This window comes from Azospirillum thermophilum, from assembly GCF_003130795.1.
GTDB classification, from domain to species: Bacteria; Pseudomonadota; Alphaproteobacteria; order Azospirillales; family Azospirillaceae; genus Azospirillum; species Azospirillum thermophilum.
On sequence record NZ_CP029353.1, the window covers coordinates 32234 to 51958 of the forward strand.

Genomic DNA, 19725 nt, shown 5'->3' on the forward strand with positions numbered 1-19725 from the left:
CGACTACAAGGTTCTTGTGCTGGCGGTAGACGAAACCCTGGTCAGCAGCGGCGTGCAACGCCGTCTGGCCGATGGAACGTCCGAACTGAAGCTGGACGACGCCACCAAGATCATCGGCTGTTACAAGGCGCTGACCAAGCATGGTCTGCATGGCGACCTGCCGACCGACACTCAGCCGATGAAACGGGCGCTGGCCTTCTGCAAGGACATCGCCACGTCAAAGCTGATCCAGCAGGAATTCGCCCAAGTCGTCGCCGAATATCTGGAGTCTGACGAAGGCAAGGCGACCACGGCCGATGACGAAGTGCTGGAATGCCAGTTGGAGCATGTGGACGGCACCTTCAACGCCAAGGACCGCAACCGGCTGTTGGAGTGGTTGAAGGAAGACCATGACGGCAACGCCTGCCGCATCCTGACCAACGCCCGCTGTCTGTCGGAAGGGGTGGACGTTCCGGCGCTGGACGCCATCCTGTTCATGCATCCGCGCAAGTCACAGATTGACGTAGTTCAGTCGGTCGGCCGGGTGATGCGCCGCGCCACCGACAAGAAGCTGGGCTATGTCATCCTCCCCGTGGGCGTTCCGGCCGGGGTGACGCCGGAAGAGGCGTTGAACGATAACGACCGTTACCGCGTGGTCTGGCAAATCCTGAACGCCCTGCGCTCCCACGACGAACGCTTTGACGCCATGATCAACAAGGTTGATCTGGGCGTTGACGTGTCCGATCACATCGAAGTGGTGGCCGTGGTCAAGGACCTGCCCGAAGCCACCGAAAAGGGCACGGGCAAGGCCGATGTTGGCGGCAAGCCGTCGTCCGACAGCGACGATGACCGGGGCGACGACCGGCCGCAGGACACCGGCCCGGCGCAAGCCTCCTTCGTCTTCGATGAGATTTCCCGCGCCATCATGGCGAAGATCGTCAAGAAATGCGGACGGCGGGACTATTGGGAGGATTGGGCCACCGACATCGCCAAGATCGCCCAAACCCACATCACCCGCATCACCGCCCTGGTGGAGAAGCCCGGCACCCCGGAACGCAAGGCGTTTGACGCCTTCCTGGCCGAAATCCGCGACGATTTAAACGACAGCGTGACCCCGGCCGAAGCCGTCGAGATGCTGGCGCAACACATCATCACCCGCCCGGTGTTCGATGCGCTGTTCGAGGGCTACAGCTTCGCCCAAAGCAACCCGGTGTCGGTGGCGATGCAGCGCGTGTTGGCCGCCCTGGACGAACACAATCTGGACAAGGAGTCCGCCAGCCTCGAAAAATTCTATGACAGCGTGCGGCGCCGCGCGGCTGGAATTGATAAGGCGGAAGCAAAACAGAAGATCATTGTCGAACTGTACGACAAATTTTTCCGCAATGCCTTCCCGAAGATGACCGAACGGCTGGGGATTGTTTACACCCCCGTCGAGATTGTCGATTTCATCATTCATTCTGTGAATGAGGTTCTTCAATCGGAGTTCGGCCAGACGCTGGGCAGCAAGGGCGTTCACATCATCGACCCGTTTGTCGGAACCGGAACCTTCATCACCCGCCTGCTGCAATCCGGTCTGATCCGCCGGGAGGAGATGGAACACAAGTACCGCCACGAAATCCACGCCAACGAAATGGTTCTGCTGGCCTACTACATCGCCGCGATCAATATCGAAGCGGTGTATCACGGCATCATGGGCGGGGAGTATGTATCTTTCGATGGTATTTGCTTGACTGATACATTCCAGCTTTATGAGCAGGAAAAGGATTTGGTCAGTGATTTGATGGCGGATAATAGCAATCGCCGCACCCGACAAAAAGATCTGGATATTCGGGTAATCGTTGGCAATCCTCCTTATTCCGCAGGGCAAGGCAATTCGAACGACAACGCTGCAAATTTGGGATATCCAAAGCTTGATCAAAAGATCCGTGATACCTATGCAGCGCGCTCAAGTGCGACCAACAAAAACGCACTGTATGATAGTTACATCCGCGCCATCCGCTGGGCTAGTGATCGCATCGGAGATGCTGGCGTTGTGGCCTACGTTTCCAACGCCGGTTGGCTCGACGGCAACACGACCGATGGGCTTCGGAAATGCTTGAGCGATGAATTCTCAAGTATTCACGTCTTTCACTTGCGCGGAAATCAGAGGACTTCCGGTGAGCGATCCAAGAAAGAAGGGGGGAAGGTCTTTGGCAGTGGCAGCCGGACGCCGGTAGCCATCACGTTGCTGGTGAAAAATCCAAGCATTACGACCCAATGTCACATTCGTTTACATGATATTGGAGACTATCTAACCCGAGAAGAAAAGTTGGCTATCGTATCTCGTTTCGGCAGTGTTGGCGGGATTGACCAAAAGAAAGGCTGGAAAAATATCACGCCTGACGTGCATGGCGATTGGCTGGGGCAGAGAGACAAAAGCTTCGATGCGTTTATAGCAATCGGAGACAAAGAGAGTGAACAGGCCGCAGCCGTATTTTCTAACTTCTCAAGAGGAATAGCAACCGCACGAGATGCGTGGTGTTACAATTTCAGTTACAATTCTCTTGCATCCAATATGAGTGCGATGATCAATTTTTATAACCATGAAGTCGATAGATTTTCCGCATTGCATTTCGGGAAAGATCGAAATGTGCGCGATGAACTTATAGATGATTTCGTCAACAGTGATCCGTCAAAAATCAGCTGGAGTCGGGGCCTTAAGAGTGATATCGCGAAAGGAAAAAAGCATAATTTTGATGGTTCTCGGATTCTCCCAAGTATCTATCGGCCATTTACTCGATCCTGGCTTTATTGCAGTCGTCATTTTAACGACATGATCTATCAAATTCCGCGCATCTACCCGGATGCATCGGTAAAAAATCAAGTGATATGTGTTCCGGGCAAAGGTGGAGACAAAGGGTTCTCTGCGCTGATGCTCGGCTCAATCCCTGATCTTAATCTTGCGCCTGGAATGGGAGGATATCAGTGCTTTCCCCGCTATCTTTATGAAGAGGTAACGGTAAAGGCCAGCGATGCCCCGCAACGTGGACTGTTCGATAGCGCCCCCAATACAGCAGGGGATAAATACACCCGTCGCGACGCCATCACGGACGAAGGCTTGGCGCACTTCCAAGCCGCCTATCCAGGCGAGTCCATCACCAAAGACGACCTGTTCTATTACGTCTATGGCCTGCTGCATTCGGAGGAATATCGGGATCGGTACGCCGACAACCTGTCCAAACAGTTGCCGCGCATCCCCGCCGTCAAGCCCTATGCCAACTTCCGGGCCTTCGTCGAGGCTGGGCGGGCCTTGGGTACGCTTCACGTCGATTACGAGAGCGTGGAACCCTATCCGCTGACCTTCACCCGTGGCGATGTCGGATTGGCCCCGCCCGCCGACCCGCAGAGCTTCTATCGGGTGGAACAGATGAAGTTCGCTGGCAAGCGCCCGAAGCTGGACAAGACGACGGTGATCTACAACGCCAACATCACCGTGACCGGCATTCCGCTGGAAGCCTATGACTATGTGGTCAACGGCAAGTCGGCGATTGATTGGGTGATGGAACGCCAATGCGTGAAGACCGACAAGGCCAGCGGCATCGTGAATGACGCCAACCTGTACGCCATCGAAACCGTGGGCGATCCGGCCTATCCGTTGAAGCTGTTGCAGCGGGTGATTACCGTGAGCCTCGAAACCATGAAGATCGTCCGCGCCCTGCCCCCACTGGGCGACCTGTCGTAACCGGGACCATCGGCGCATCCGGTGAAGGGATGGGGCCAGCCGCTTGGCCCTTTCCCGCAAAAGCGATACCTCTGAGGCAAAATTGAGTTCCATTCGCACAACGTCATGTTCCGCAGGTGCTCTGCCTCGTTTAATCGCGAGGTAGAACATGAAAATTTGGCTTCCTCAGGATGGTTACACAGGAAATATCAACAACATTCCCCAAACAGCACCATAAAAACATGGAATAAAAGCATGCCTGAGTTCAAGTTTTCTTTAATTTCTTCGTATGAAGCAGTTAATTTGTTAGCGCCGTGCTTTGGGGGAACCGCCCCAATACACAAGTTGCAGGCGGAAAAATGGATAAAATCTCTTTCAGAGAGTCGAGGCATTTTTGCATTCTACAGGCAAGTCACTCGATACAAAGTGGTGAATGCGTCAACAAACAATGAGGGAACCTTCTCTGACATTATTGAAGATGATGTTGTTCCGATAATGGATTTTGACAAAGAGATAACTATTGACACAGAGAAACTTTCCACGCTCCCCACGTTGCTTGGCGATACACAGAAGGACGGAGAAATCAGTGAGAAAGAAGAATTCTTTTGGGGAACACAAAATGGCGGAGCAAGAGTTCTTATAAGAACTCGCAGATATAGCAAATTGTCAGAAGGAGTTATTACAGAATACGTGAATTATTCGTCAGAAATATATCATTCAAAAGAGCATATACTGTGGCTGATAGGTGATCCTGGGGGGATAGAACCTATCAAGCAAGTGAAAGCTGAAAAAACTTCTGACAAACGTCAATATGCAAAACGCTGGGACTGGGAGGGCGCCCTAATTCACCTAATAAAATTAGCCGACTTAAATGGACTTCCCGAAGGAAAGGGCGTGAATGAACGCGGCAAACAGGCGCGCCTTGAAGAGATAATGGCACAATGGTTCGCAGATAAAAACAATGGCGACACACCCGCCAATAGCGAGTTACGCCACAGAGCACGACGTATCATCGACGTCCTTGGTGACATGGATTAGCATCGCTAACGCCAACCATTCCAACCATTCCGGCCGAAACTAGAAGCTCAATCCAACACACTGCCTTCCATCGACACCAGCCGATGGAAGGCACGCAGTGACCGACACATCACATATCCCGCTCCTAACAAAGAACTTCGCGCGCCCCGCTGTTGAATGCGCCAGTTCCCGTTTCTTCAATGAACGCCAAGTTGCTGACCTGCTGGGCGTAACCACGCGGACTTTGCAGCGTTGGCGCGTGACTGGCGAAGGCCCCGCCTGGGTTCGGATCGGGGTGCGCTTGATCCGCTACGCCGAAACCGATGTGGCTGCCTGGAAGGAACGCCACACCTACGCCCATCGGGCCGCCGAACTGGCGGGAGGGGCGAACGGATGAAAGTTCGTCCAATGCCTTCCCCCCGGCCGGTATCGTTCGACCGGGTGAACGCTGCGGCGCTGGCCGCGTTGCCCGCCATCCTGGCCCGCCTGTTTCCCGCCGGGAAGCGGGAGGGGGCCGAATTCGTCATTGGCAACCTGAACGGCGATCCGGGCCGCTCCCTGCGGGTGTCGTACCGCAAGGGCTGCTGGCGGGACTTCTCCGCCGACATCGGCGGGGCGGACCCGGTGTCCCTGGTGGCCGCCAAAGAGAGGGTGTCCCAAATCGAGGCCGCCCGGCTGCTGGGCCGCATGCTGGGGGTGGACCATGGTTGACGCCTACGCCCCTTTGACCGTGGCGGAACGGGCGACGCTGGCCCCCGCCGCCAGCGCCCGGCCGATATGGGAAACGATCCTCCCCGTCCCGGAGGACGCCCCCCGCAGCATTCCGCCGCACCGGCTGGGCAAGCCGTCCGCCAAATGGACGTACCGGAACCCGGCCGGCAAGCTACTGGGGCTGGTCTGCCGGTTCGACCATGAGGGCGGCAAGGACGTGCTGCCGCTCACCTACTGCCGCAACGGCGCGACCGGGGAAACCGCATGGTGTTGGCAGGCGCTCCCGGTTTCCCGTCCGCTCTATGGACTCGACCGGATGGCCGACCGTCCCGATGCCCCGGTTCTGGTGACGGAGGGGGAAAAGACGGCGGACGCGGCGGAACGGCTGTTCCCCGACCATGTGGCCGTGACCAGCCCCGGCGGATCGAAGGCCGCCACCAAGGCCGATTGGACCCCGCTGCGGGGACGCCACGTCACGGTTTGGCCGGATGCCGACGAACCGGGCCGCGCCTATGCCGAAGAGGTTGCCCGGCTGGCGCTGGCCGCCGGGGCGGCTTCCGTCCGCATGGTGGACGCGCCCATGGTCGAATGGCCGACCGGGTGGGACTTGGCGGACGATCCGCCGCCGGACACCAGCCCCGAAGACCTGCGGGCCATGCTGGACGGCGCGCGGCAGGTGGAGGGCTTCGGCCCGCCCGGTATTGGCGGAGATGACTGGCCGCCGCTGGTGGAGTTGGACGCACCAACGCTGCCGCGACTCGACCGGGCCGTGTTGCCCTGTTGGGCTGGTGAGTTCGCCGCGTGGCTGGCGGATGCGACCGAAACCCCTGTGGAGCTTGCTGCGGCTATGGTGCTGGCCGCGTGTGCCACTGCCGCCGCCCGCCGGTTCCGCGTCATGGTCCGGCCGGGCTATTTCGAGCCGACGAACCTCTGGATTGCCGCAGCACTGCCGCCCGGCAATCGCAAGTCTGCGGTTCAGTCCAACGCCGCCGCCCCGCTGCTGGCTTGGGAACGGGAGGAAGCCGACCGGCTGGCCGATGCCATCAAGGCCGCCATATCGGACGTGAAGACGGCAGAAGCTCGGGCAAAGGAGCTTCGGGCAAAGGCGGCAAAGGCCGCTGACGACACGGAAGCCCGCGACCTTGCCGCACAAGCCGCCGCCATCGAAGCCGACATGCCGGAAGTACCCCGTGCCCCGCAGCTATGGACCAGCGACGTGACGCCCGAAAGGTTGGGGATGATCCTGGCCGAGCATGGCGAACGCATCGCGTGGCTTTCCAGCGAAGGCGGCATCTTCGACCTGTTGGCCGGACGCTACAGTGGTGGAGTGCCGAACCTTGACCTGATCCTAAAGGCGCACTCGGGCGACTCGGAACGGGTGGACCGCGCCGGACGCCCGCCGGTCTTTCTGGCGCACCCGCTGCTGACGGTGGGGCTGTCCCCGCAACCGGACGTGCTACGCGGGCTATCGAGCAAGCCGGGGTTTCGGGGGCGGGGGTTGCTGGGGCGGTTCCTGTTCCTGCTCCCGCCGTCACCGCTGGGCAACCGGACGCTGAACGCTCCCCCGATGCCGGATCGCGTCGCCAGCGCCTACGCGGCCGGGCTATGCGCCATCCTCGACGTTCCTCCCGCCGTTGGCGATGAGGGAGAGGAACGCCCGCACCTGCTGCGGCTGGCTCCCGACGCCTGTGCCGAGTGGTTGGCCTTTGCCCGCCATATCGAAACCACCATGCGGCCGGGCGGGGAATTCGAGCATGCGACCGACTGGGCCGGCAAGGCGCCGGGTGCCGCCATCCGGCTGGCCGGTGTGCTGCATGTCATCGAGACGGTACAGGCGCAAGCCTGGGGGCGGGATATCAGTCTCGACACCATGGCGCGGGCGCTGAACATCATGGCCGTGTTCGCCAAACATTCCCGTGCCGCCCTGGACCTCATGGGAGCCGATGAAGGCACAGCCGCCGCCCGCAAGGTCTGGGAATGGATCAATGCCGGCCGGCGGGAATGCTTCGCCGTACGCGACGCCTTCAACGCGCTCAAAGGCTCCTTCCCCGCGTGGCGATGGTCCGGGCTGCACTCGAAGCCCTAGAAGAACGCGGATACGTCGAAATCGCCGAACCGACCACATCCGGCCGGGGCCGCCCACCGTCGCCCATGGTGACGGTACGCCCGGACATCGTCGGGGGTTGGCGATGAGTTGGCGCGCGATTATGGGCGTTGCTCCCGCCCCGAAACACGATCCGCAGAAATCGCACAATCCGCAGAAATCGGAACAGGCCGCCATTTCTGCGGATATTGCGAATATTGCGGATGGCATTTCAACCACGACAGGGGTGGCTTCACCTGCCCCGGACGGTGCGGGCGACCAGTGGTCCGACTGGGGAACCGTCGCCGACACCAGTCGCCCCCATCGTCTCCCGAGTCGGAACCGGCGGATTGGCTGGCATGGTTCCGAACCGAAATCGCCCGCCGCGTTCCCGCCCTTGGCGCTGCTGCCGCAGACCGGCGGGTATGGGGGATCGCGCTGAACCTGTGGCATCGCTGGCATGGCGAGCGGCCGGACCCCGGATGTTGCGCGGGCTGTGGCCGTCCTGTCGGACAGGGCTTCCAATTACCGGACGGAGCCGCGATCCATGACGACGCGCGGTTCATCGACTGCCTTATCCGCTACGGCCATCGTTGGCGGGGCCGCGCCGCCGCCGGGCTGTCGGCGCTGGGGTTGCGGGAACCGGATGAAGGGGGCGACCGATGACCCGCCCCGATCCTGTGGGACCGTGGAAGCCCGACCTTCCCCCCGCCGAACGGCTGGCCCAATGGCGCGGACCGCGGGCGCTGGCGACGCCCCCGTGTCCGGGCGATGGTGGCGGGCAAGGATTGACCGGGCATAGACGGATTTTCGGCGCAGTACGCGCGGGGGATGGGATGCCCAAAGGGTTTCAGGGGGCTATGCGCGCGGGGATCGTCAAGGAGTGCCTAGAGTTTTTGGAGTCCAATAAAAAGGGATGCGCTAGGCCAAACAGGTTGACCGGACAGAGACAGGTTTGACCTGTGGCAATGGTTCGCAGGCAGGTACGCACTGATTTCACGCGCGCACCGTCAATCCGGGCATAGCCGTTTCGGAATTTTCCGACTCGGAAAAAAGGGGATAGCGTCGGTAATGCCCACACCCTTTGCGGCCAGCGCCCGAGAGGGAATTTCGACATAGGTATCGCGCACGCGCGCGAGAGAAGGTCACGGGGGGGCAGTCACGGGCCATGAGCCAAAAAGGGACGGACCCTTGGCACTGGAAACCTGACTGTGGGGCAGGTTTTGCAACGCCCGAAAGGCTGGGAAGTGAGGGGCCAACTTCGCATCTACTTCGCAACCCAATACGCGCGCGAGGGGGCGGATAATGCCGCACGGTGCGGTATTTTCTGACTATGGGGAAGGGGGATAACATCCCCGGCAAAGGCAAGGGGCAGAAACCGGACAGGTTCACCTTGCGCGCGTCAACAATTCAGATGTTGACCCTAGGGGGGGGTGCCGATCCTGACCACGGCGCAGGGCGCGACCGGATAGGGAGTCTTTCCGTGCGCGTGCAAAATGGAGGGGAAAAGGCAGGGGGGCGGTTTCGATCTTTGGGACGATTTGGGGTAGGCATCGGACAGGGGTTGAATTTTCGAGCGCAGCAAAAACAGGACCGGGAGCTATCGGGGTGCAAGGCCGCAGGATCGCGGGGACCGTCACGGGGCCGGCAGATAGGGAACGGGACGCGACAGGCCACCCACGGGGCGGCTGACGGGCGGGGGGAAGGGGATTAAAATCTTCGGAGGGTTGCATAGGAGCGTTACCGGACAGGTTGCACGCACAGATTTAACCGCTCCGTATGATTTTGATGTGCGAACCATTGGGCTGATTGGTGCGCTCAACCCATTGTGACGTAGCGACAATCTAAATATCCGCCCCCGGATTGATTTTGAAGCCACAGGGACAACATGGGCAATCCCCATGTCGGATAGGGGCGATAACCTGTGCGGCACTCAGGTTTCACGGCGCGGCAACTCTCCTTCCTGGGGGCAGTCGGCCAGTGCGGGGCGCCGATAATGTCGGCTATGACGTCATTTGAAAGATGCGACAGCTAAACCGATTTCATCGGGTCAGTCCAAAGGGGACGCATGCCGTGCGTGCCCCTGTGAACCCCGATCTGCTGCTGAACGTAGAACCCTGCTGACCGGCGGGCAAGTTACCGGCTGAGTTACCAGCGGGAACCCAAAAAAGGGGTGACAGGAAACACCGGGGAAACACCCCCAACGCGCGAGAGAGGCAGCGGCAGAGTGGTTTCCATTTGGTTTCCAGCGCCTACGCGCGCGGACAGTCAACGCCGGCATCTTGATAGCAATCAAGCAAGGAAGCGAAATTTCAAGATGGGCAGTTTGACAGCGGTTAGACGGCATCGGCCCGGCTGGGGGATGCCAGCCTGGGGCCTTTGATTGCCTGTCAAAAGATCAGAGGAAATCAGAAAGGGGACGGACCCGGATTTCCGCCCGGCGGGTCCGCTACGGGTCCGCTGCAAAATTGAGCTTGCGGACCCCGGACATGGAAAGGCCCCGAAAGGCGTTACCTTTCAGGGCCTTAGAGTGGTGCCGCAACAGGGATTTGAACCCCGGACCTACTGATTACGAATCAGTTGCTCTACCCCTGAGCTATTGCGGCGTCGGGCGCGGACCATAGCGAGTCGGCCAACGGGTTGCAAGAGGTGATTTTCGCGATCCGCGCGGAATCAGCCATGCCGGCAGATGACCTCCAGGAAGGCGTCGGCATAGCGGTCCAGCTTGCGCGCGCCCACCCCCGGCAGGCGGGCGAAGGCGTCGCGGCTGCGCGGGCGCTGCGCCACCATCTCCAACAGCGTGCTGTCGTGGAAGATCACGTAGGGCGGCACCGCCTGGTCGCGCGCCAGCGCGGTGCGGCACTCCTTCAGCGCATGCCACAGCGCGTCGTCGGCCGCCGACAGGGCACCGCGGGCGCCGGAGCGCGACACCCCCTCGCCGGTCAGGCTGCTCGTCCCGCCGCGGGCGACATGGCGGCGCAGCGAGTCGTGGACGCTGCGGCGCCGCTCCAGCACCGGGTCCTTGCGCAGGCGGACGGTGCGCTGGCCCTTGATGATCCCGACGCCGCTGTCGGTCAGGCGGAAGCCGCCGAACCCCTCCAGATCGACCGTCAGGTGGCCCGCCGCGACGAGCTGGCGGTAGACCGACTGCCATTCGGCCTTGGACAGCTCCTTGCCGACGCCGAAGGTCTTCAGCATGTCGTGGGCCTGCTGCACCACCTTCTCGGTGGCGTTGCCCAGCAGCACGTCGATCAGGTGGCCGGCGCCATAGCGCTGGCCGGTGCGGTAGACCGCCGACAGCGCCTTCTGCGCGGCGATGGTGCCGTCCCAGGTCTCCACCGGCTCCAGGCAGGTGTCGCAGTTGCCGCAGGGCTCGGCCAGCGTCTCGCCGAAATAGGTCAGCAGGGCCTGGCGGCGGCAGCCGGCCGTCTCGCAGAAGCCGAGCAGCGATTCCAGCTTGCCGCGCTCCACCCGCCGGTGGGTCTCCCGGCCTCCGACTGCTCCAGCATCTGGCGGAGCGACACCACGTCGGCCATGCCGTAGGACATCCAGGCGTTGGCCGGCAGCCCGTCGCGGCCGGCGCGGCCGGTCTCCTGGTAATAGGCCTCCAGGCTCTTGGGCGGGTCGAGATGGCAGACGAAGCGCACGTTGGGCTTGTCGATGCCCATGCCGAAGGCGACGGTCGCCACCATGACGATGCCTTCGCCCTTGATGAAGAGGTCCTGGTTGGCCTCGCGCTGCTCGGCGGGCAGCCCGGCATGGTAGGGCAGCGCCTCGCGGCCCTGGCTGTTCAGCCAGGCCGCCACCTCCTCCACCTTCGCCCGCGACATGCAGTAGACGATGCCGGCATCCTCGGGATGGTTCTCCCGCAGGAAGGCCAGCATCTGCTGCCGCTCGCTCTTCTTCGGAACGACGCGGTAGGTGATGTTGGGCCGGTCGAAGCTGGACAGGAACACCCGCGCGTCGGCCAGCCCCAGCTTCTCGCGGATCTCGGCGCGGGTCTGGGCGTCGGCGGTGGCGGTCAGCGCCACCCGCGGCACGGTCGGGTGCCGTTCGTGAAGGATGGAAAGCTGCAGGTATTCCGGCCGGAAGTCGTGGCCCCACTGGCTGACGCAATGCGCCTCGTCCAGCGCGAACAGCGCGAGCTTCGTCCGGTCGAGCAGGTCGAGGAAGCGCGGGGTGACCAGCCGTTCCGGCGCGACATAGACGAGGTCGAGCTCGCCCCGGACCATCGCCCGCTCGACCTCCCGCGCCTCGCCGGCATCGAGGGAGGAGTTGAGGAAGGCGGCGCGCACCCCGAGTTCGCGCAGCGCAGTCACCTGGTCGCGCATCAGGGCGATCAGCGGCGACACCACCACCGCCACCCCGTCGCGCACCAGGGCCGGGATCTGGTAGCACAGCGACTTGCCGCCGCCGGTCGGCATCAGCACCAGCGCGTCGCCGCCGCGGACGACATGGGCGATGATCTCCGCCTGCTGACCGCGGAAGCTGTCATAGCCGAACACCGACCGCAGCACGTCCAGGGCGTCGCTGCCGGGGACCGCGGTGGCGGGCTCCGGGTCGGCCTTGCGGCCGCTGGTGAAGGAGAACAACGTGTCCACGCCGATTCGATGCCGATTCGAGTCCGGATATGGGGCGGCGTGCCGGGCTCTGCCCAAAGGCTATGATGTGGCACAGATCGGCCCGCGGGAAAAGGCGCAATCCCCCACGCAAAGGGGACAAGCGTGGTTCATCGCGTTTTACGCGAAGAACTCACTTCCTGATACAGCCAAAAATCAGTGCGGCAGCGGCTACAGAAGGTCGCGCAGCATCGCCACCAGCGGCACGTCGGCCGGGGGCATGGGATAGTCGCCCATGCGGTTCGGATAGACCCAGGCCAGCGTCTGGCCCTCCATCGCCGTCACCTCCCCTCCCAGACGCGGCAGACATAGAGCGGCATCAGGAGATGGAAGGTCTCGTAGCTGTGGGAGGCGAAGGTGAAGGGGGCGAGGCAGCTCGCCGCCGTGTCGATGCCCAGCTCCTCCTTCAGTTCGCGGACCAGGGCCGCCTCCGGCGTCTCGTCGGCATGGACCTTTCCGCCGGGGAACTCCCACAGGCCGGCCAGCGACTTGCCGGGCGGGCGCTGGGCCAGCAGGACGCGGCCGTCGGCATCGACCAGCGCCACGGCGACGACCAGCACCACCGGCAGCGCGCCGGGTGCGGGGTGGAGGAGGGATCGAAGCAGGCGCTCATGACGCAGTCTCCTGAAGGGTCCGCCAGCGCCCGGCGGTGAGGTCGAAACAGGGGGCGGTCACCGTCCGGCCACGGGCAGGCAGGTCATAGAGCCTCTCGCCGTCGCGCAGGAAGCCGGCCCGCAGGAGCAGGGCCTGGGAGGCCGCGTTCCGCGGATCGGTCGCCGCCCAGACGCGGGTGAGGCCGAGGGGACCGAAGGCGGCGCCCAGCATCGCCCGCACCATCTCCAGCCCATAGCCGGAGCGCTGGTGGGGACGCCCGACCCAATAGCCGAGTTCGCCGCCGTCGGGCCGGTCCCGGTCGAGCCGCAGCCCGACGCTGCCGACCGGCCGGCCGTCCGACAGCCGCACCGCCAGAAGGTCGAAGGCGGCGCGGTCGGCGCGGTTGAGGGCCGCGAGGTCCACCCACTCCCGCCCGTCGCGCTCCGTGTAAGGATGCGGCACGCGGCCGAGCCAGCGCGCCACCTCCCACTCGCCGACCAGCGGAACGAAGCCGGGAATGTCGGCCTCGCCGAAGGGGCGGAGCAGCAGCCGCGGCGTGCGGACCTCCTCCGGCAGGGCGGCCCCGCTCATCGCCGGGTCAGCTCCGGTAGCTGCCGTTGATGTCGATGTAGCCGTGGGTCAGGTCGCAGGTCCACACCTTCGCCTTGCCCTGGCCGATGCCGAGGTCGATGTGGATGTCGATCTCCTTGCCCTTCATGTGGGCGGCGACCGGCGCCTCGTCATAGCCCGGGACCTCCATCCCCTCGGCGCAGATCAGCGTGCCGCCGACGGTGATCTTGATCAGGTCGCGGTCGGCCCGCTCGCCGGCCCGGCCGATGGCGGCGACGATGCGGCCCCAGTTGGCGTCCTCGCCCGCCACCGCGGTCTTGACCAGCGGCGAGTTGGCGACGGTCATGCCGATCCTCTTCGCGGCGGCGTCGCTGTCGGCACCCTCCACCGTGATGGCGACGAACTTGGTGGCGCCCTCGCCGTCGCGCACGACCTGCAGCGCCAGATCCAGCATCAGATCCTCGAGCGCGGCGCGGAAGCCGGCCAGCCCGGCGGCGCCGGCGTCGGTCACCGGGGCGTTGCCCGCCTTGCCGGTGGCGAACAGCAGCAGCGTGTCGCTGGTCGAGGTGTCGCCGTCGACCGTGATGGCGTTGAAGGTGCGCTCGGTGAACTCCGACAGCATCGCCTGCAGCGCCGGGGCGGCGATGGCGGCGTCGGTGAACAGGAAGCCCAGCATCGTCGCCATGTCCGGCGCGATCATGCCCGAGCCCTTGGCGAAGCCGGCGATGGTCACCGTCGTGCCGCCGATCGTCGCGGTGCGCACCGCCCCCTTGGGGAAGGTGTCGGTGGTCATGATGGCGCGGGCGGCCTTCTCCCACGCGGCGCTGTCGGCGGCCAGCGCGGGCACCATGCCCGGCAGGGAGCGGGCGATGGCGTCGGGCGCCAGCGGGATGCCGATGACGCCGGTGGAGGCGATGTAGACCTCGTCCCCGTCGCAGCCGGCGATCTCGGCGGCGGCCTTGACGGTCGCCTGCACGGTGGCGTCGCCCGCCTTGCCGGTGAAGGCGTTGGCGTTGCCGGCATTCACCACGACGGCCCGGGCCGAGCCGCGGGGCAGGCTGTCACGGCACCAGACCACCGGGGCCGAGCAGGTCAGCGAGCGGGTCAGCACCCCGGCCACGCTGGTGCCGGCGTCGAGCACGGCCAGCAGCAGGTCGTCGCGGCCCTTGTAGCGGATGCCGCTGTTCGCGGTGGCGAGGCGGACCCCCGCCACGGGCGGGAGCGTCGGGAAGGCGGCGGGAGCCAGGGGGGAGACGGTCGTGGCCATGGGTCCGTGTCCGTGCGCAAAGCGTGTCGGAGAAAGGATGGGGAACAGGCGCAGGCCCGACGCGGCACCGCCCCGGCGGTGGCCGGGGCGGGGCGGTCGGGCGAAGCCTTACTTCTTCTTCGGCTCTTCGGCCTTGGGCGCGGCGTCGGCCGGCTTCGGCTCTTCCTTCGGCATCGGCGAGCCGTCCATCTGGAAGGTCTCGACCGTCGCCTTGGCGCGCAGCTCGTCCACCAGGGCCGTCACGATGTCCTTGGACAGCGTCTGCTCGAGCTGCGGCTTCACCTCGTCCAGGCCCGGCTGCGGCTGGGTGCGCTTGTCCTCGACCTTGATGACGTGATAGCCGAACTGGGTCTTCACCGGCTCCTTGCTGATGTCGCCCTTGTTCATGGCGAACGCGGCGTTGGCGAAGGGCTCGACCATCGCGTCCTTGGTGAAGTAGCCGAGGTCGCCGCCCTGCTGGGCCGCCACCGGGTCCTTCGACTTCTCCTTGGCGAGCTTGGCGAAATCGCCGCCCTTCTTCAGCTCGGCGATGATGGCCTTGGCCTCATCCTCCTTCTCGACAAGGATATGGGCGGCCTTGACCTCCTCCTGCGGCGGGTTCTGCTTCAGGTAGGCCTGATAGGCATCGTCCAGCGCCTTCGGGGTGATGCGGGCCTTGATCTCCTTCTGGATGTAGGCGCGCTGGACGGCGCGCTCCTCGGCGCGCTTGATCTCGTCCTTCACCTCGGGCGTGTCGGCCAGCTTGTCCTTGTAGCCGGCCGAGGCCACCAGCTTGCCGCTGACGAGCTGGTCCAGCACCGCCGGGTAGATCATCTCGATCGGCATCTGCTGCACCTGCGGCGGCAGCTGCGACACCATGCGGGTGACGTCGGAGCGGTGGATCGCCTCACCGTTGACCCGCGCGACCACCGGATCGGCGGGAGCGGACGTGGCGGCCGCCGTGGTCTGGGGCGCCGTGGTCTGGGCTTGGGCCGCCAACGCAATGCCGCAGGCGGTCCCGCAGGACAGCACGGTCAGAAGAGCGGTGCGGAACACTCGATTCACCATGACGTATGATTTCCTTCCGGCGGATGAGGGTCGGGTGCCGGGGCCACGACGGAGCCATCCGCCGCCCCGTATCCGGGTCCGCCGGGATTAAGCATGGCTTCGCCGCACGGGGCAAGGGCTCCCGACGCCCCGCGGGTGCAGCAGGACACGCAATCATGGCAAGGATGCGGCAGGGACGCGGCAGCGGCGGGAGGCAGGATCCGCCGGGCCGGCTGCCGATGGTTGCGGGACCGCCCAGCCGGTGGTAGGCCATGAGCGTCGATGCCCCCGGGCTTGTGCGGGGGCGCCGGCTTCTTTCCCGGGAGTCCCTGGCACCATGGCGATCGACGACGATCACGTTCCGTCCCCCTGCGTGAGGCTGTGCACGCTGGACGACGACGACGTCTGCGTCGGCTGTTACCGGACGCTGGACGAGATCAAGGCGTGGGGCGGGCTCGACTCGGAGGGCCGCCGCGCCGTGCTCGCCGCGACCGAGCGGCGGCGCCCGGCCCGGCGGGGCATCTCCTGCAGGTAAGGATAAGGTCGGCCCGGGGAAGGACCGGCCGGATCAGGCGACGACGTCGCGCAGGGCCACCATGCGGTCGCGGTCGACGCGGATGCGGTCGAGATGCTGGGCGATCACCGCGGTGACCGGCAGCGGCAGCTCCTTGGCCAGCGCCTCGTCATAGCGGCGCACGCACTCGCTCTCGCCCCGCTCCACCTCGTTCAGGATGGCGGCGCGGTCGCGCCCCATCACCGCCGCCCGCAGCTCCAGGAAGAAGCGGTGGGCGCCGCCCAGCATGGTGCCGCCGACATCCGGCGCGCCGCCGATCTCCGCCACCAGCCGCTGCAGTTCGCGCACGATGGCGCCGCGCTGGGCGGCCAGATCGTTGAAGAGGGCTTTCAGGTCGTCCGCACCCGGCACGCCGTCCGACGCCTCCGCGGCGCTCTCCGCCGCCTGGCGGTAGGCTTCGTGGCTGTCCTCGACGATGCGAATGAGGTCGTTGAGGGTATCGACGATCTCGTCCTTTTCCATGGCCTGCGCCCTCCCCTGGCGCGAATCCCGTGCCCATCGAAAACCTGCGGCTCTGCCGAAGGTTCCGCAACCGAACCGTTCCGCCTCCAGGATGAGGAGCGGTTCAAAAAGGAGTAGCGAGGAAAAGCGGCAACGGAACGCACCTGCGCCTGTTGAGCGGATCAAGTGATGCCGGAGCGGGGCCGGTCCCCGTCCCGTGTCGGACCACTTCCGCAACGATGGAGAGTCACCGTGGCCAACAGCAAAGACAACCTGATCGACTGGCTTCGCGACGCCTATGCAATGGAGAGCCAGGCGGTCGAGATGCTGGAGCGGCAGGCCGAACGCATCAAGAGCTACCCGGACGTGCTGGCCAAGGTGCAGGAGCACATCCAGGTGTCCAACCGCCAGGCCGACCGCCTGAAGCAGTCGCTGCAGCGGCTGGGCGCCGACACCTCGGCGATCAAGACCGGCATCGCCATGCTGATGGGCAATGCCCAGTCGCTGTCCGGCATCGTGGTCGGCGACGAGATCGTGAAGGCCGGCATCTTCAACTATGCCTTCGAGCATTTCGAGATCGCCAACTACCGCTCGCTGATCGCCGCCGCCGAAAGCTGCGGCGAGACGGAGATCGCCGGCCTGCTGAAGCAGAGCCTGGACGAGGAGCTGGAGATGGCCGGCTGGCTGGAACAGCGCCTGCCGCAGCTGACCAAGACCTATCTGGAGCGCAAGGACGCCACCTCGACGGCCGAAGCCAAGCGCTGATCGCCAGGCCGCGGCGAGCATCGGGCACCGGAGCCATCCGGTGCCCGGGCGCCCGCCCCGACAGGCGGGATGCGGCGCGCGCGATGACGGGTCTGTAAGGGAGCCGCGCCTGCGGCTCGCCCAACGGCGGATTTCTGCCACTTTTTATATTGCAATTGCGAAACCCGGCCCGTCCGGCACCGCCGACGGCCGGCGCCCGCCCCCTGCCCCGACGGTATACCCCGTGGGAGGCGGGGCGCCTCGTTGTGTCCGATGCGCAACAGCGGATGCAGCAGGCAATTCGCCGAAATCCCTGCAAACTTCCCGCAAACTTCCGGGCGATCTCGACGAAAATGCAACGGAACCCCGTAGATGTTGCACATCTGCCACGAGACCTGGACGACGGTTGACCGCATAGCCGGTGAAAATCCCGGGGAACCTTTGCCAAATCCAAGGAATTCCAGGCTTTTCCGACCGTTCACCGTCGCCGGGCATACCCCCGCCGAGGGGGAGATGGCAGTTTTCCTACCCGTTCGTGACGTTGGATTCACGGCAGGGGCCGGTCATTCTCCCGGCCGGCAAGGTTTGGAGCTTGACCGCGGCAAATCGGACTCAGCAGTGGGGGAGCCGGAGTTTCGCGGTCGTCGACGAACCCAGGGAATCACCAACAGGGGAAGCCGGTGCCATGACCACGTCCCGCGCACAGACCACCGCCACGACCGCCGCCACCCAGTCGGACGCCCGGACCGGGGCTGCCGCCGGGGCCGATCCGGCCGATGGGGTGCCTGCTGCCGCGGCGACCGGCGGGCAGCAGGCACCGCGGGCGACGCCCCCTTCGGCGCCCTGCCAGCCGGCCGCGGTCCAGCACCCGCTGGCGGCGGAGGCCGCGGTGAAGCCCAAGCAGCAGATCTGCTGCCATTGCGGCAAGCCGGTACGCCCGGGCGAGCCGCATTGGGCCGGCGACCTGGAAAACCGTCCCTGGCACTATGGCTGCGCGGAGAAGGCCGGGCTTACGATGCCCTGGTTCCTGATGCGCCAGCGCGGGCGTCCTGCTTCGGGCCTGACCAAGCGCAATCGTCGGGACTGACGGACTCGTCGCGGCGCGATCCGGCAAGGGTGCGCGCCGTCTCCCGGCCGCGGCGGAACGCCTCCTGCTCCGCCGCCGCGATCGCTTCGGCCAGATGCCGCTCGAAATCGCGCTCCACCACCACGGAAAACAGGTCGATCCGGAAATTCGCCCGCAGCGCGCGGCTGAGCCGCCTGGCGCGCTGTTCCGCCGTCATGGCTGGACCCTGTGCCGGTTTCATGATCGCCCCCCTGCGCTTTCCCGTGATGCCGCCGGTTTCAAGCCTAAAGGGTCACCCGCCTCGCACAACGGCGTGACCGGGCGGACGGGCCGGCGCAATCGGACTATACGAAGGGGTTATGCGGACGGGGTGCCGCCCTCCGCCGCGCCGTGGACGCAGGCCCGATCCGGCAGGGCGGAAACAGGCGGAAAGAAAAGCGCCAGTCGAAGCGAAGCCCGGAAACGACGAAGCCCGGCACTGAGGCCGGGCTTTCGTATCGTCATCGTCAAGCTTTGGAGAAGGTGGCGCGCCCGAGAAGATTCGAACTCCTAACCCTCAGATCCGTAGTCTGATGCTCTATCCAGTTGAGCTACGGGCGCATCCTTCTTTGCTTGCTCTCGACTTCGGCGTTTGGCGCCTCGCGTCGAGGCCGTCTATGTACTGAATTCCGACCGGGGGCGCAAGCACTTTTTTTCATTTTTTTGGCGGCGGGCGATTTTTCCTCCCCGGCCCCCGGAGGCGAGGCGCGGCCCGGTCGCATTGCCGGGGGCACGGCCATAGGCTATAAGCGGATCAGCATCTTTTCGGAGTTCCCACCTGTGTCTGAAGCCGCTCCCTTCAACAAGCACTTCCCCGTCTCCTGGGAAGAGTTGCACCGCAACGCCAAGGCGCTGGCCTGGCGCCTGATCGACAAGGGCCCGTGGAAGGGCATCATCGCGGTGACCCGCGGTGGGCTGGTCCCGGCCGCGATCATCGCGCGCGAGCTGGAAATCCGCCTGATCGACACCGTCTGCGTGTCCAGCTACGACCACCAGCAGCAGCGCAACGCGACGGTGCTGAAGGGCGTGGACGCCTCCGGCGCCGGCGACGGCGAGGGCTGGCTGATCGTCGACGACCTGGTCGACACCGGCAAGACCGCCGACATCGTGCGCAAGATGCTGCCCAAGGCGCATTTCGCCACCGTCTATGCCAAGCCGGCCGGCCGGCCGCTGGTCGACACCTTCATCACCGAGGTGAGCCAGGACACCTGGATCCACTTCCCCTGGGACATCGAGCTGCAGTTCTCCCAGCCGATCGCCAAGCAGTTCCGCAACGGCTGACCGCCGGGTCCGGC

At 64.5% G+C, this 19725-nt stretch carries 14 protein-coding genes, 2 tRNA genes and 2 pseudogenes; 10 read left to right on the forward strand and 8 right to left on the reverse strand.

Annotated elements, in window-relative coordinates; translation table 11 throughout:
* The first annotated feature begins 178 nt into the window (after positions 1-178).
* The 6 genes from DEW08_RS06225 to DEW08_RS30630 all read left to right on the forward strand — a co-directional run bounded on the left by DEW08_RS06225 (position 179) and on the right by DEW08_RS30630 (position 7932).
* Positions 179-3700 carry a type ISP restriction/modification enzyme gene (locus DEW08_RS06225; RefSeq protein ID WP_245986603.1) on the forward strand — a complete coding sequence of 1174 codons (3522 nt, stop codon included), beginning with the start codon at positions 179-181 and terminating at the stop codon, positions 3698-3700.
* Positions 3701-3934: 234 nt separating this feature from the next.
* The gene (locus tag DEW08_RS30625; RefSeq protein WP_146214641.1) at positions 3935-4717 is read left to right on the forward strand and encodes a hypothetical protein; all 783 of its coding nucleotides are present in this window, start codon (positions 3935-3937) and stop codon (positions 4715-4717) included.
* Between the two features lie 97 nt (positions 4718-4814).
* The gene (locus DEW08_RS31650; protein ID WP_211107156.1) at positions 4815-5093 is read left to right on the forward strand and encodes a helix-turn-helix transcriptional regulator; all 279 of its coding nucleotides are present in this window, start codon (positions 4815-4817) and stop codon (positions 5091-5093) included.
* On the forward strand, positions 5090-5407 hold the full coding sequence (locus DEW08_RS06235) for a hypothetical protein (protein ID WP_146214642.1): 318 nt from the start codon (positions 5090-5092) through the stop codon (positions 5405-5407). The genes DEW08_RS31650 and DEW08_RS06235 overlap by 4 nt, the downstream gene beginning before the upstream one ends.
* A complete protein-coding gene (locus tag DEW08_RS06240; protein WP_211107158.1) occupies positions 5400-7493 on the forward strand; it encodes a DUF3987 domain-containing protein in 2094 nt (697 codons plus the stop codon). Before DEW08_RS06235 ends, DEW08_RS06240 begins: the two co-directional genes overlap by 8 nt.
* A gap of 103 nt (positions 7494-7596) precedes the next feature.
* Positions 7597-7932 carry a hypothetical protein gene (locus DEW08_RS30630; RefSeq protein ID WP_146214643.1) on the forward strand — a complete coding sequence of 112 codons (336 nt, stop codon included), beginning with the start codon at positions 7597-7599 and terminating at the stop codon, positions 7930-7932.
* A gap of 2089 nt (positions 7933-10021) precedes the next feature.
* On the opposite strand, the gene DEW08_RS06245 is transcribed toward DEW08_RS30630, so the two are convergent.
* From DEW08_RS06245 to DEW08_RS06270, 6 genes and pseudogenes are all read right to left on the reverse strand, one after another.
* A tRNA-Thr gene (locus DEW08_RS06245) sits at positions 10022-10096 on the reverse strand.
* A 67-nt stretch (positions 10097-10163) separates the two neighbouring features.
* Positions 10164-12091, reverse strand: a pseudogene (gene recQ / locus DEW08_RS06250) (DNA helicase RecQ).
* Between the two features lie 189 nt (positions 12092-12280).
* Positions 12281-12722: pseudogene (locus DEW08_RS06255) on the reverse strand ((deoxy)nucleoside triphosphate pyrophosphohydrolase).
* Positions 12719-13294, reverse strand: coding sequence for a GNAT family N-acetyltransferase (locus DEW08_RS06260; RefSeq protein ID WP_109325365.1), 576 nt, complete (start codon positions 13292-13294; stop codon positions 12719-12721). Before DEW08_RS06260 ends, DEW08_RS06255 begins: the two are co-directional and overlap by 4 nt.
* A gap of 7 nt (positions 13295-13301) precedes the next feature.
* Complete coding sequence (gene argJ / locus DEW08_RS06265) at positions 13302-14540, reverse strand: bifunctional glutamate N-acetyltransferase/amino-acid acetyltransferase ArgJ (RefSeq protein ID WP_109325366.1); 1239 nt, start codon at positions 14538-14540, stop codon at positions 13302-13304.
* Between the two features lie 108 nt (positions 14541-14648).
* Positions 14649-15587 (reverse strand): peptidylprolyl isomerase, encoded by a 939-nt coding sequence (locus DEW08_RS06270; protein ID WP_109325375.1) that lies wholly within the window; start codon positions 15585-15587, stop codon positions 14649-14651.
* 316 nt (positions 15588-15903) lie between these two features.
* On the opposite strand from DEW08_RS06270, the gene DEW08_RS06275 reads away from it, so the two are divergent.
* Complete coding sequence (locus DEW08_RS06275; protein WP_109325377.1) at positions 15904-16101, forward strand: DUF1289 domain-containing protein; 198 nt, start codon at positions 15904-15906, stop codon at positions 16099-16101.
* 33 nt (positions 16102-16134) lie between these two features.
* On the opposite strand, the gene DEW08_RS06280 is transcribed toward DEW08_RS06275, so the two are convergent.
* Positions 16135-16602, reverse strand: coding sequence for a PA2169 family four-helix-bundle protein (locus DEW08_RS06280; RefSeq protein WP_109325379.1), 468 nt, complete (start codon positions 16600-16602; stop codon positions 16135-16137).
* A gap of 231 nt (positions 16603-16833) precedes the next feature.
* Here DEW08_RS06280 and DEW08_RS06285 point away from each other — a divergent pair, with 231 nt between their 5' ends.
* Both DEW08_RS06285 and DEW08_RS06290 read left to right on the forward strand, forming a co-directional pair.
* Complete coding sequence (locus DEW08_RS06285) at positions 16834-17346, forward strand: ferritin-like domain-containing protein (RefSeq protein ID WP_109325383.1); 513 nt, start codon at positions 16834-16836, stop codon at positions 17344-17346.
* Between the two features lie 664 nt (positions 17347-18010).
* Complete coding sequence (locus DEW08_RS06290) at positions 18011-18412, forward strand: hypothetical protein (protein ID WP_109325386.1); 402 nt, start codon at positions 18011-18013, stop codon at positions 18410-18412.
* A gap of 502 nt (positions 18413-18914) precedes the next feature.
* On the opposite strand, the gene DEW08_RS06295 is transcribed toward DEW08_RS06290, so the two are convergent.
* Positions 18915-18991: transfer RNA gene (locus DEW08_RS06295), tRNA-Arg, on the reverse strand.
* 219 nt (positions 18992-19210) lie between these two features.
* Between DEW08_RS06295 and gpt the strand changes: the two genes are divergently transcribed.
* Complete coding sequence (gpt, locus tag DEW08_RS06300) at positions 19211-19711, forward strand: xanthine phosphoribosyltransferase (protein WP_109325388.1); 501 nt, start codon at positions 19211-19213, stop codon at positions 19709-19711.
* Positions 19712-19725: the final 14 nt, after the last annotated feature.

Coding starts and splice junctions, on each gene's coding strand:
- DEW08_RS06260 (WP_109325365.1), bottom strand. CDS start 13,294: ATGAGCGGGGCCGCCCTGCCGGAGGAGGTCCGCACGCCGCGGCTGCTG.
- DEW08_RS06270 (WP_109325375.1), bottom strand. CDS start 15,587: ATGGTGAATCGAGTGTTCCGCACCGCTCTTCTGACCGTGCTGTCCTGC.
- DEW08_RS30625 (WP_146214641.1), top strand. CDS start 3,935: ATGCCTGAGTTCAAGTTTTCTTTAATTTCTTCGTATGAAGCAGTTAAT.
- DEW08_RS06225 (WP_245986603.1), top strand. CDS start 179: ATGAAACGGGCGCTGGCCTTCTGCAAGGACATCGCCACGTCAAAGCTG.
- DEW08_RS06240 (WP_211107158.1), top strand. CDS start 5,400: ATGGTTGACGCCTACGCCCCTTTGACCGTGGCGGAACGGGCGACGCTG.
- DEW08_RS06280 (WP_109325379.1), bottom strand. CDS start 16,602: ATGGAAAAGGACGAGATCGTCGATACCCTCAACGACCTCATTCGCATC.
- DEW08_RS30630 (WP_146214643.1), top strand. CDS start 7,597: ATGAGTTGGCGCGCGATTATGGGCGTTGCTCCCGCCCCGAAACACGAT.
- DEW08_RS06290 (WP_109325386.1), top strand. CDS start 18,011: ATGACCACGTCCCGCGCACAGACCACCGCCACGACCGCCGCCACCCAG.
- DEW08_RS06235 (WP_146214642.1), top strand. CDS start 5,090: ATGAAAGTTCGTCCAATGCCTTCCCCCCGGCCGGTATCGTTCGACCGG.
- DEW08_RS06275 (WP_109325377.1), top strand. CDS start 15,904: ATGGCGATCGACGACGATCACGTTCCGTCCCCCTGCGTGAGGCTGTGC.
- argJ (WP_109325366.1), bottom strand. CDS start 14,540: ATGGCCACGACCGTCTCCCCCCTGGCTCCCGCCGCCTTCCCGACGCTC.